The sequence below is a fragment of the Rhodanobacter sp. Root561 genome (genome assembly GCF_001427365.1).
In the GTDB taxonomy this organism is placed as follows: domain Bacteria; phylum Pseudomonadota; class Gammaproteobacteria; order Xanthomonadales; family Rhodanobacteraceae; genus Rhodanobacter.
In genome coordinates, this window is sequence record NZ_LMGH01000015.1 from 1 (window position 1) to 13,093 (window position 13,093).

Consider the following 13,093-nt stretch of genomic DNA (forward strand, 5'->3'; position numbering starts at 1 on the left):
GCATCAACGACAACACCGCCACCAGCGAAAGCCTGAAAGCTCAAGGCAAGAGCATCAAGCGCGTGGTATTGACGGGAAGTCTCCTAAGGAAATGTTAGACGGGTGCGCCGCGACACGCTCGGGCGACGGTGTTGAGCCTGGACGAGCGCACCGCTTGAGCAACCGACTACCCCAAAACTACCAGCTCTGAAGGCTGAAGACTTGCCGCAACGCCACGGAAAAATGTTGCCGAAGCGAAGAGCTACAAGCTGCCGCAAAGCTGAGCGAAACACACGACGCGAAGAACCAACACGAGCAACCGCCTAACGCTGGAGTTAAGCGGCGCGCGGCTTTTCGCGCGTCCGCTTGGACGAGTGGTTAGGCCGATGCCACAAGGCCCGCTGCCGACAGCTTAGCAAAGAGCTCTTGCCCAGGAACTGCGCATTGAGCAGGAGAGAACAACTCCGGCTCGAACGATGCTGAGAAGGCCGATGACAAAGCCGCAGCTGCTGCCGCTGCGTTTGAGATGCGAGGAATGCAGGCAACCACTTTGGCGATCTCCGCGTCGAACTCGTCAGACGGCGCGCCTGAATCTAGGAGACGATATGGATCCCACGACCGCACAACCGAAGCGACTATAGAAAGGCCCGCATCAAAGTCTTGGCGTGTTCGCATGAAAGGCCTAACGCTTAGTAGACCCCAAAAGCGGGGTGTTGCACCGAGTATGCAGCGCCGTTTCTAACCGTTCAATCGTCGAATTCTTGCGGTAGACCATACGCTTGCGCTGCAAGGTCGGCGTGGGTCGCGGTGCGCGATGCCGTGTTATCCGACACTTTTGAGGGTGTATGAGTTACGCAGGCGAATGTGCGCGTGTAACAGGGGCGAGAACAACGCGGTCGCTAGATCGGCCACGTGCCTGCCGGATGGATAGTCGTGCCGAACGGCTGAAATGGGTCGATCTCTGCCTATCGCGCTTGCCCGCGCGTCATCGGATCCGCAAGGGCTGTCATCGGCCAAGAGCGGACTTTGACCGGCGTTTCGAAAGCAGTCTTGATCAATTGCGGTTGAGCCCGCCCAAGTGGCTTGGCCGCCAGATATCATTCACCGGTTCAGGGACTGAATGAACTCGAGCGACCATTACCACTCAGCCGCGACGATGATCTGGACGGTCCTTCTGTAGCAGACTTCAATGAGCGCCCCATGAGCGAGTCCATAAACGCCAAGCTCCGCGCCTCCCACGTCAATCGTCTGATCGACGGCATTCGGGTGATCGGCCCTGATTTTGAGCGTTTCGGTGGCATCCTAATGGGCCAGCTTCTTGGCATCCCCCTGACGCACCGGGGCCTAAATCTCGCTGGCTTTCCGGTCGGTGGCGACGTCGACACCCATTCACCGGACGAAACCTTTGTAGCGGAGTATTCGGCGGAGGCCGGCTACTTCACTAGCGACATGCCCAAGGCAACCAACGACCTGAACCACGCGCTGGCGAAGAAGCCGAACGCATGCGCGATCGTGTTGCTTTCGGCGCAGAAGCGGGTGAACGCCGCCGAACGACAGTTTAAGGCGGAGGTAAGCGCCCGTACCGACATGCGGGATCGCGTCGTGGAGATATGGGACTGTGAGGACATCGCCGCCAATATTGTCGACTATCTTCTGACAAGCGACCGGGCGGTGAGCCTCCTTAGCCCGTACCTGCCAGTCCTAGCGCAGCTCCGGGACGAGCAGGCCGCCACCCTGCAGGTTCCATCGCCCGGCGAAGGTGCGTTGTTCAGGCCGGCCATCGATGCCGCATTCGAGGCCGAGCTCACGAAATCGCCCTGCCTGGTTGTCTCCGGCCACGGCGGCGCCGGCAAGTCCGTCGCTGCGGCAGCGTTCGCGAAGCGGCACATCGATGCCTACCACAACCAGCTTTGGCTCAAGGGCACGGACGTCCCCTCGGTCGAGAGTCTCAACGCGGTAGCCATGGTCCGGGCCGGCGACAGCCGCAACGTCGCCTACTTGCTGAAGTCACGCCCGACCCTACTCATCATTGACGACGTGGATCCTGATCTGGCGCTAGACCAACTGGCCGCTCTGTGCGGGCCAGAATCACACATCATCGTTACGTCCCGGCGCGACGGCGGCTACGTCCAGCCGCCCTTTGACCAGGTCGAAGCCCGGGAGGTCGTGAATCGCAACATAAAGGAGCCATGCCCAGACGAGGTCTTCCAAGCGATCTGGGACGCGGTAGGGGGCCATCCCCTTACCTACGGCCTGATCAACGGCACTGTCCGGAACGGTGCAAGCTGGGCCGACATTCGCGACGACTGCCGGGTCATCGGCGAACTTCCGGACAGGTCGTACCGTCTAGCCGACCGATTGCTGGCTCGTGTCCTGAACGTCATGGGCCGGGAGCTCGCCTTCTTCTTCTGGGTCGGGAAGGCCGACTGCGATAGGGGCATTGCCGTTCGGGCCCTGAGTCATGTCGGCCTGCGCAAGCTCAGCGACGCCTGCCTCACAACGCCGGACCGACCTAATGTCGTGCGCCTCCACGATGTCGTCTTCGCGAGCCTTCAGACGCTTACAGGCAGCCTGCCCGACTTCGCTGGCGCCTTCACCGATCAGTTGGCGGCCTATATCGAAGAGGCAGCCACATCGGGGGACGGCCTCCCGTTCTGGACCGTATCGCGAAGCTTGGACGTCCGGCTCCGGGCAGCGATCGCCGCGGGCGACCGACGGTCGGCATTCGTCTACGCACTCCTCGAGACCAGCCCGTCGGCCAGCCTCGATCCCGACCTTCTCGAAGACCCCGTCGCCATGGTCGATCGCATTCTCGCGACACCCGGCGACAGAGTGCCCGCTATCAACACTATGGCCGTCATCGAAACCATCGAAGCCGGCTATCTCTACCGCAAGACCTGCGATGGCAAGACAGCCGCGGAGACGGCGCTGGCGTCGCAGATGACCGTCTTCGATCGCCTTGAAACCGATTGCAGGCTCACCCTCCAGCAGCACGCGGAATTGGAGCACCACCGGGGCAAGGCGCTGCTCCGGCTGGGAGACAAGCCGGCGGCGATCGCGCGTTTCGAAGCTGTACTGCATGGCTCGCATCCGTTGAACGAGGCGCGCCTGCAACTCGTCAAACTCTTGGCTAGAGACCCGACAAAGGCGGCGGAGGTCGAGACCATGACCCGCGCCCTTCTCGAGGGCTACGGCGGCCGCGGGGATGTGACGACCTCGGTCTTCTTAGCCGCCGTCGAAAACCTTCCTTGGCGAGACGACCCGTGGCGGAATGAACTCGTCAAAGCGCATGGCCCCACGATCGAGGACGTATTGGTCCGCCTGACCAATCTCGGCATTGGCCAGGCCTATCGGACGCTGGCGTCGATAGGTCGATACTGGGCGCGACGGGAAGACCCAGCCTTTCTGCGCGTCTTCGATATGGTGCCGCCCAGGGAACCGGATGCTGCGGACGAAGACGGGGACCTCTTCGCCTATGGCGAGCTACTGTTCGAAGCCAGCCGCCTGAAGTCAGGCGACCGCACCGAATTGCAGGCGCGCGCGTTGGCCACATATAAGGCCCTGAAGAGCTTGGACGGCTACCAGACGGAGCGGGTCGCCGAGCTTCTCATCGAAATGAGCCGTCCCCAGGAGGCGCTCGACTATCTCGAGGCTCTACCCAAAATCGCGGACTCCGCCTTCGGCCAGCATCGCTTGTCGCGCGCCTATCTGGCGCTTGGTCGACTGCCCGAAGCAAAGGCCGCGATCGATGTAGCCTTGCAGCGCCTCAAGAAGGAATCATTTCGCCCCACGTTCGAAGCCCATGCCGCGAAGGTCGAAGCGGCGCAAACCGCCAAATAAAGCTAGTAACGACCAGCACAGGGGCGCGCTGGTCGTTACTAGTGAGCGGGTCGACGCCAGGGCGGCGAATGTCCGCATGGCCATATCTGCTTTGGGTCGGTTTCCGCCGGCCGACGTGGATCTGCAGCTGATCATACTGGCCGGCGGGCTGGTCATCGTCGATCGGTGTGTGATGCGTTCAATCCAGTGCACGCAGCTGATTCTGGATAGCCTTGATGTCGTCATCGCCGGTGTGCTTCCCACGCTATTCAGAGACATCTTGCCCTTCCTTGGGCGCCTGCGTGTTTCACCGTTGCCTCTCAGTGGAAGTCCCTCGACCGCACGTCCAGCCCACTGAGCAGCTCGCTCATGTCGAGCAGGCGACTGGCAATCAGATGACATACGCCATCGACCGCTTCCCAACGTCCGTCGATTCCCAGCAATTCCGATTCCAGCAACACGCGCCTATGGGTTTCGGCGACATCACGCCAGACGATGACGTTGATCATGCCGTGCTCGTCTTCCATCGTCAGGAACGTGACCCCACTGGCCGTCTGCGGTCGCTGACGCATCGTGACCATACCCGCTACGCGCGCATAGCTGTTGTGGGGTCGTTTGCGCAGCGTTCGTGAGTCGGTACACCGAGCAGCGCGCAACCGATCCCTGATCTGTGCCAAGGGGTGCACACCCAGCGTCAGGCCGGTCCGCGCGTAATCCGCCAGCGTGTCCTCGGCCTGTGTCGGCTTCGGCAACTCAACCGCGATTTCTGCCGGGCTGATATTGCCAAAGAGCGGCAGCTGCTTTTCTACACCGGCGATCTCCCAGTGTGCATGGTGCCGATGCCGCGACAAACCCCGCAGGGCGCTGGCCTGCGCCAGCAAGTCCTGGTGACGCTTGTCCACGGCCGCTCGCGCGCAGAGATCCGCGATGTCGGCGAACGGGCGCTGCGCGCGGGCCACCATTATCCGATGTGCGACCTCTTCGCTGAACCCACGCACTTGGCGCAGGCCCAACTGGATGGCCGGTGCCTCGTCCCGTCGCGTGATCAGCGTGTTGTCCCAATCGCTGCACTGGACGTCGATTGGGAGAACGTCGATGTCGTGGCGTCGGGCGTCTTGTACGATCTGGCTGGGCGCATAGAAGCCCATGGGCTGGCTGTTCAACAGCGCGCAGGTGAAGGCCGCTGGCTCATGGCACTTCAGCCAGCAGCTCGCATAGACGATGCCGGCGAAGCTAGCGGCATGTGATTCGGGGAATCCATACGATCCGAAGCCCTTGATCTGCTCGAACAGCGTTTCGGCAAAGGCTGTGGTGTAGCCGCGATCGGCCATGCCGGTCAGGATGCGTTCGCGGTGCTTCTCCAATCCGCCTCGCCGCTTCCATGCGGCCATGTCGCGCCTGAGCCCGTCCGCCTCTCCGGCTGTGTACCCAGCCGCGATCATGGCCAGCTTCATCACCTGTTCCTGAAACAGCGGTACGCCCAGCGTACGTTCGAACACCTCCTTCAACTCTTCCGACGGGTAGTCGACGGGCTCCTCGCCCCTACGCCGCCGCAGATACGGATGCACCATGTCGCCCTGGATGGGGCCGGGTCGAACGATGGCCACTTGCACCACCAGATCGAAGAAGTTTTCCGGTCGGTGCCGTGGCAGCATGGCCATCTGCGCGCGTGACTCGATCTGGAACACGCCCACCGTGTCCGCCCGCTGGATCATGGCGTAGGTGTCAGGATCTTCGGGTGGCAGCGTAGCCATCGAGTAATCCTGTCCGCGCTGGTCGCGCAGCACGTTCAGGCATTTCTGCACGCAGGTGAGCATGCCCAGGGCGAGGCAATCGACCTTCAACAGGTTCATCGTGTCGAGATCATCCTTGTCCCACTGGATGATCGTGCGATCGGGCATCGCGGCGTTCTCCACCGGTACCAGTTCGCTCAATGGCGCATCAGAGACCACGAATCCGCCAACGTGCTGCGACAAGTGCCGCGGCATGTCCAGGATCTCGGCCGTCAGCTTGATGATGCGTCGGATGACCGCGCTCTCGGGGTCGAACCCGCGCTCGCGCAACCGCTCAGCGAGTGACTCGTCGCCGTCCCACCATGCGAATACCTGGCTCAACTGGTCGACCTGATCCAGCGGCAACCCCATGGCCTTGGCCACGTCCCGCACGGCGCTCTTGCCGCGGTAGCAGATGACGGTGGCCGCCAGAGCGGCACGCTCCCGCCCGTATTTCCGATAGATGTATTGGATGACCTCTTCGCGTCGCTCGTGCTCGAAGTCAATGTCGATGTCCGGCGGCTCGTTGCGCTCCTTGGAGATGAAACGCTCGACCAGAAGGCTCATCTTCATTGGGTCGACCTCAGTCACACCGAGGGCAAAGCACACCGAGGAGTTCGCTGCGGATCCCCGGCCCTGACAGAGGATTCCCTGGCTTCGCGCGAAACGCACGATGTCGTGCACGGTGAGAAAATAGGGCTCGTAACGCAGCGACTCGATCAACCCCAGTTCGTGCTCTAGCTGCTTGCGCACCTTCTCTGACACGCCATCGGGCCAGCGCCACCGCGCACCCTCCTCCGTCAGCTGGCGCAGCCAGCTGGTGGGGGTATGGCCCACCGGGACAAGTTCCGCCGGATAGCGATAGCGCAGCTCGTCGAGCGTAAAGGTGCACCGCGCCGAGATCCGTGCGCTCTCTTCGAGCAATGCCTCGGGGTACAGCTTGGCGAGCACATGCCGGCGACGCAGATGCCGTTCGCCATTGCGCGCGATCAATCCGCCTGCCTCCGCGACCGGCACACGATGCCGAATCGCCGTGAGCGTGTGCTGCAAGGCCAGCCGTCGCCGGACGTGCATGTGCACGTCGCTCGCCGCCACTAGCGGCAGATCCAGCTCACGGCCGATCGCTTCCAGTTCACGCACCCGCCGTGCATCGTTCGGTCCACGGTGCAGTTCGACGGCCAGCCAGGCGCGATCGCCGAACGTCTGTCGCACCCAGCGACCGTGATTCATGTCGACGACTAAGTCAGGTGCCCACAGGACTAGCGTGCCTGGCAAGCCGGTGGCCACGTCGGCGAGAGTCAGGCGGTAGGTGCCTTTCTCGGATGCACGTCGCCCCGTGGTAATCAGACGGCACAGCGACGTGTACCCTTCCTTCGTTTCACACAGCACGACGACCTTCGGGCCATCGTCGAGCTGGATCTCCGAACCGACGATCAACGGCACGCCCGCGGCGCGGGACGCTTCCAATGCGCGGACGATGCCGGCGAGTGAGCATTCATCGGTGATCGCCAGAGCGCTATAGCCGCACGTCTTTGCGCGCTCAAACAACTCGCGTGCACTGGATGCGCCGCGGCCGAACGAGAAGTTCGACAAACAGTGAAGTTCGGCATACGACGTCATGCGAACCACCCATGGATCATCCAGCCGGTCTGCTCATCGGGTGCGCAGAACGCCCAAGCTTCCTGCCCTAGTGAGGTCTCGATGACGTAGTAGTCACGGCAGACTTCGCCCCCATCCCACCACCCCGTTTCGACACGCTCCGGACCGGACAGGATGACCGGGTTCCCACCGCGCAGGGGAACGGGACGTTGCAGCAGCCACGTCGGGCGTGGGTGCGGGTCAATGGGCACTTCATCATGCATGGCTTCACGCTGCGCACGCTCAGGCCGAGGGTCCTGAGTGCTGCCCAACCGATAGACCGCCCCATCGCCCAGCCGCGCGCGCAATCGCTCGCGCAGCTGCTCGATCGGCAGTGCATTCGCGGGCCGCTCGTCGAACAGGTCGCGTCCCGCGGGTACGAACGCCGGCAAATCGCGGGCGATCAGGCGTAACGCCAGCACCGGCTCGGGCAGCGTCACGTGTTCCAGCCGACCGCGCGCAAACTCGAACAGCAGAGCACCGTCGCGTTCCGAGGCCAGCAAGCCCACTGGCACATCAGTGAAACGACCCTCGCGGTGCTCCAAGCGCAGCAAGAAGCGCTGCACTCCACCATCGCGGCCGGCCAGATACGCGGCCAGATCATCGACCATGCGTCGCACCGGAAAGATCAGTGCGGATTGGTTCTCCACCTCGTGAAGCAATTCGATGCGCAGATCAAACGTGTCCGGCGGCCGATACAACTCCAGGCCAGATGGAAGGTCTCCGGTCAGTCGATCCAGTGACGCCAACAGTTCCGCACCGAAACGTCGACGCAGGCCATCGCGCGGCAACGCCAGCACTTGACCCAACGTACGGATACCCATGCTCGGCAGCGCAGCGATGGCATTCGCGGGTAATCGGCTCTTCGCGATCGGCACACGCTCCAGGGCATTGCGCAGCGTGTCCGATGACAGGACCGCCTGCCCATCAGACACCGTCGTCAGCACATGCGCGGCATGAGCGGTCGGCGCCGCCGCCATGCGATGACGGAATCCCAGGTCGGTGAAGTCCGTACGCAGCATGGACTCAAGCCGAGGCCACGGCCCGAAGAGGCCCATGCTCTTGCTGACTTCCAGCACGATCGCATGCGGCAACAGGTTGACCTCGGAGCTGTAGCGGTAAGCCACGGCGGCCAGGAACCGATGCCACCGCTCCACCGACTCGTGGTCATACGGGATCGCCTCGAACTGTGACAACAGCGCTTGCGCAGCGCTCAGTCGCTGCCCGACATGCAAACCTGCCGCTCGGGCAGTTTCATTTGCCGAAACGATCATGCGCGCGTTGATTGGCCCGTCGACCAGCACCAACGGTCCTTCCGTGGGACGGCGTCGGAGAATCCCATCCAGCGCCAGACTCGGCAGGTTGATGCAGGCCCAAAGCATCTCTGAGTGCCATCAATGAACAGAACGCGGCAAGGGAATGGCTTGCGCGGGCACGGCCCCGCCTCGGCATTTGCGCACCCAGATCTGCGAATGCGGCGGTGCTTCCAGTTCCAGACGCAGCGCGGCAGGCGATGCGTTGGAAAGATGGGAGCGATCGCGGAAGACGAAAGCGAGGGCCTGCCCGGTGACCGCGGCGACCTGCAGACGACGCAAGGCGCGATCGTCCGCGTGATGCGGCCATGCCAACACCGCGGCGCAACTTCCTGATCGCAAGCACTGCTCGGTAGCCCAAAGCACATCCTTCTCGCCGGCATCCACGAATTCGACACGGCGCATGTCCACGCCTTGTTGGCGCCAGCCAGCGACACACGGCGCATACGGTGGCGAAATGACCACCACGTGGCGCTGGCTTTGGGTCAACCGTGCGAGCGTCGGGAGCACGAGGCGAAGTTCACCCACGCCATCGACGGGCAACAGGATCTCGGACAGCGAGGCCTCGGGCCAACCACCTGCGGGCAATACCTCGTCGAGTGCGCGCCAGCCGGTGGGGTAATCACCGACCGGCACCTCGGGAGCACGACCACGCCAGACCTGACGGGCGTCGAGCAACGCGGACAGTGGAACCACGGCGTTCATCAGCTGCCCCGCAGCAGGCCTGCAAACAGACCTTCAATCGCAAAGTCTTCGGTGGGGTCGACGTCGATGGGTTTGAAACCCGGGCTGTTCGGCATCAGCCGAATCACATCGCCCTTCCAATGCAGTCGCTTGATCGTGAAGCGGTCACCATCCACACGCGCGGCGACAACTTGCCCGTGCCTCGCCACCGACGTGGCATGGATGGCCACCAGATCACCTTCCAGAATCCCTTCGTCGCGCATCGAATCGCCGACCACCTTCACCAGATAGTCCGGTCGCAACCGGAATAGCGAACGCGAGACGCGTAGGCTGCGATCGACCCGTGACTCCGAAAACAACGGTTCACCGGCCGCAATGCGACCGATCAGCGGCAGCTCCAAGGTATCGGCATCCATCGGGTCAGACTCGCGCACCAGCCGAATGCTGCGGGCGTGGTTGGGCTCGATCGTCAGCCGGCCTTTCGCTTCCAACGACCGAACGTGCTTGAGCACCGCACTGACATTGCCAATCCCCAATGCTTCGCCGATTTCTTCGAGGGTGGGCGACTGTCCGTCCTGCGCAATCCGGGCGCGGATGAAGGCGAGGACGTTCGATTGACGGTGCGTGATCTGGATGGTCATAGTTCGCATAGTTTCACCTAAATGGGTGAAAATGGAAGATGTAAAAAGGCTTCGCCAGATCACTTGAGACAGATCAAGGGTTTAGCGCGGTGATCGCATTCGCCTTCGAAGGCGACTTCAGCGCCAGCGTCACCCTAAGCCATCTCACCCGATGAGATGGCTCCTCGATTCACTGCTTCCCTCAGCCAAACACGGTGCTCGTCAGCTACAACGCCAAGTCCTATGACTCGCCTTTACTGAAGACACGATACCGTTTGGCCAGGCTGCCAGACCCGTTGTCCGGATTGGGTCATCTGGATCTACTTCACCCCGTGCGTCGACGCTGGAAGGGCATCCGGGAGAACTGCCCACTCAGCGACCGCTGAGCGCGAGCTGCTCGGAGTGGTGCGGGAAGATGATCTGCCGGGCTCTGAGGCTCCAGCCGCGTGGCTCAGCTATTTGCGCGGAGGATCTGCTGTGAACCTGAGACGCGTTTTGATGCATAACAGTCAAGACTTGAAAAGCCTGGCTGGCGTACTGCTGCACTTGGCTTCCTTGCCTCCTTCAGTTGTCGGCATAAAAACCGGTCGTCGCTAGCTCTGCGGCTGGCGACTCGGCATTTGTCAGCCCTGCCTACGGCGGTCTGTAAAAAGCGTACGGCTCGCTTTCAGCATCGCGTACGCTGTCAATCTGTCAGCCCTTGCCTGCGGCGGGCTGCTAATAAGCTTAAGGCTCGCCTTCGGCCTCGCCCCTCGCTTCCCCATTTACTTAGCTCTATTGATCCTTACGGAATTCTTGCTTGCAACTGACACCCGGCCGACGTTGGGTGAGTTCGTCGACATACAATGGGCAGGGATCGGTAAGAAATTATATTTCTGGAGAACACGGCCATGCACATCGGCCGCTAGGCATATCAGGCGATTACGTGACAAACGTCACTCGGCGCAGAGCGTCCTGTTCAAGCGAGCAAGCGGTGCTCATAGAGCGCCTGCGTTCGGTCATCGAAGATGGCGTAGAGCGCTTTGAGTGCATCGACGAAATTCAGATCAAAAGGGCGAGTGCAAAAGGACTATGCAATTGAGTACCAAACAAGTCACTCTGAGCCAACTCGAAAGTCACCTGTGGGAATCCGCAAACATCCTGCGCGGCCCGGTGGACGCAGCGGACTTCAAGACCTATATCTTTCCGCTGCTGTTCTTCAAGCGCATCTGCGACGTATGGGACGATGAGTACCAGGAGATTGTCGACGACACAGGGGATGAGCAGTTGGCCTGCTATCCCGAGTCGCATCGGTTCCAGGTGCCGGGAGACTGTCACTGGAACGATGTACGGTCCAAGGCCAGCAACGTCGGCACGGCGCTGCAGCGTGCCATGCGCGAGATCGAGAAGGCCAACCCGGAAACTCTGTATGGCGTCTTCGGCGACGCGCACTGGTCGAACAAGGATCGTCTGTCCGATGCGCTGCTGAAGGATCTCATCGAGCACTTCTCCAAGCTGCCGATCGGTAACCAGAACGTCAGCTCAGACCTTCTCGGCGACGCCTACGAGTACCTGATCAAGAAGTTTGCCGATGCCACCAACAAGAAAGCTGGCGAGTTCTATACGCCACGCAGTGTGGTGCGGCTGATGATCGACATGCTCGATCCCAAAGAGACCGACACCATCTACGACCCCGCCTGCGGCACTGGCGGTATGTTGTTGGCTGCCGTGCAGCACGTCAAAGACAAGCACGGTGACGTCAAGCGACTGTGGGGCAAGCTGTACGGGCAAGAGAAGAACCTCACCACCTCGTCCATCGCGCGGATGAACCTGTTCCTGCATGGCATCGAGGATTTTCAGGTGGTGCGTGGCGACACCCTGCGCAACCCGGCCTTCTTCGAGGTTGATCGTCTGGCCAGCTTCGACTGCGTCATCGCCAATCCGCCGTTCTCGCTGGAAAAGTGGGGCGAAGAGCAATGGCTGAACGACCCATTCGGCCGCAACTTTGCTGGTCTGCCACCCTCCTCAAGCGGCGACTTCGCATGGGTGCAGCACATGGTCAAGTCGATGGCTGATGTCACCGGTCGTATGGCCGTGGTACTGCCCCAGGGTGCGCTGTTCCGCAAGGGCGCGGAGGGGAGCATCCGGCAGAAGCTGCTGGAGATGGATCTGATCGAGGCCGTGATCGGGCTGGCGCCGAATCTGTTCTACGGCACGGGTCTCGCCGCTTGCATTCTGGTCCTGCGCAAGCGCAAGCCGGCCATGCACAAGAAGAAGGTGCTGATCGCCGATGCCTCACGGCTGTTTCGCCGTGGCCGTGCGCAGAACTATCTGGAACCCGAACACGCCACCGACATCCTCAGCTGGTATCGCGGATTTGCCGATGTCCAGGATGCAGCCCGGGTGGTTAGCCTCGACGAGATCAAGGCCGAAGATTGGACGCTGAACATTTCGCGCTACGTTCAGCCGCCACTGCAAGAAGACATCCCGCCACTGCGCGAGGCGGTTGCGGCCTTCAAGGATGCGCTAACTCGATGCCGTGAAGCGGAGAGGCAATTGGAGAAGACTTTAACCACTGGCGGTTGGCTCGAACAAGGGGAAGAACGATGAAAGCTAAAGCGCTCCTCGATGCACTTGCGAAGAAACTGGAAACCGGTTCTCAGTACGAACTTGCTGGTGTTTTAGGAGTGACCGTACAGACGCTGATCAACTGGAAACAACGCGATGAGGACCTTAGCCCATTGCAGGTCGCCTCGGCACTTGCAAAGTCCAGATCTGCCGCCGTGCTCACCTCACAGCGTCAAACGATTCAGCCGATCGTAGAGTTGTACGCGATCAACTGCTGTGAAACAGCACGAGGCAGCGGCTGGCAAGTAATCGATGGTGGATCTCAAGACACGCTGTACGCGCGTGGTCTCAAAGCAGCGCTTGAGAAGAGCTACGGAATCTATGTCTTCTACGACTCCCAGGGAAAGGCACTCTATGTTGGCAAGGCACGCCTTCAAACCGTATGGAAGGAAATGAATCTCGCGTTCAATAGAAAACGCGACGTCCAGATGGTCACGTTGGTGCATCACCCTGATCGCAATCAGGAATTCCAACCAGGTTCCGAAAAGCTCAGACAGCCAAAGGCTACGAACTTGAAGCTTTGCGATTTAGCCTTCTACTTCAGCGCATATAAAGTTGATGACGAAATGATCGAGGACCTTGAAGCGTTGCTTGTGCGCGGATTTCCGAACGATTTGCTGAACATAAAAATGGAAAAATTCGCGAGCTTAAGGAAGTAGGC

7 protein-coding genes and 1 pseudogene are annotated in these 13,093 nt (G+C 61.2%); 4 read left to right on the forward strand and 4 right to left on the reverse strand.

The genetic code is table 11. The features are described 5' to 3' along the window. Nucleotides 1–1,179 precede the first annotated feature (1,179 nt). Nucleotides 1,180–3,819 carry a hypothetical protein gene (locus tag ASD55_RS15075; protein WP_056767403.1) on the forward strand — a complete coding sequence of 880 codons (2,640 nt, stop codon included), beginning with the start codon at nt 1,180–1,182 and terminating at the stop codon, nt 3,817–3,819. A 299-nt stretch (nt 3,820–4,118) separates the two neighbouring features. Here ASD55_RS15075 and ASD55_RS15080 read toward each other — a convergent pair whose 3' ends face one another. From ASD55_RS15080 to lexA, 4 genes are read right to left on the reverse strand one after another with little or no spacing between them, the layout of a single operon-like run. Continuing rightward, nucleotides 4,119–7,190, reverse strand: coding sequence for an error-prone DNA polymerase (locus ASD55_RS15080; protein ID WP_056767405.1), 3,072 nt, complete (start codon nt 7,188–7,190; stop codon nt 4,119–4,121). Continuing rightward, a complete protein-coding gene (locus ASD55_RS15085; protein ID WP_056767409.1) occupies nt 7,187–8,590 on the reverse strand; it encodes a DNA polymerase Y family protein in 1,404 nt (467 codons plus the stop codon). Before ASD55_RS15085 ends, ASD55_RS15080 begins: the two co-directional genes overlap by 4 nt. 12 nt (nt 8,591–8,602) lie before the next feature. Continuing rightward, complete coding sequence (gene imuA, locus ASD55_RS15090; RefSeq protein ID WP_056767412.1) at nt 8,603–9,226, reverse strand: translesion DNA synthesis-associated protein ImuA; 624 nt, start codon at nt 9,224–9,226, stop codon at nt 8,603–8,605. Beyond that, entirely contained in the window at nt 9,226–9,846 is a 621-nt protein-coding gene (lexA, locus tag ASD55_RS15095) for a transcriptional repressor LexA (protein WP_056767414.1), read from the reverse strand. Before lexA ends, imuA begins: the two co-directional genes overlap by 1 nt. 185 nt (nt 9,847–10,031) lie before the next feature. Between lexA and ASD55_RS18170 the strand changes: the two are divergent. The 3 genes and pseudogenes from ASD55_RS18170 to ASD55_RS15105 form a co-directional block, all read left to right on the forward strand. After that, nucleotides 10,032–10,422: pseudogene (locus ASD55_RS18170) on the forward strand (ribonuclease H-like domain-containing protein); the annotation flags it as partial. A 480-nt stretch (nt 10,423–10,902) separates the two neighbouring features. Further along, nucleotides 10,903–12,414, forward strand: a complete 1,512-nt coding sequence (locus ASD55_RS15100) for a class I SAM-dependent DNA methyltransferase (protein WP_200946222.1) — start codon at nt 10,903–10,905, stop codon at nt 12,412–12,414. Next, complete coding sequence (locus tag ASD55_RS15105) at nt 12,411–13,091, forward strand: hypothetical protein (protein ID WP_056767419.1); 681 nt, start codon at nt 12,411–12,413, stop codon at nt 13,089–13,091. Before ASD55_RS15100 ends, ASD55_RS15105 begins: the two co-directional genes overlap by 4 nt. Nucleotides 13,092–13,093 lie beyond the last annotated feature (2 nt).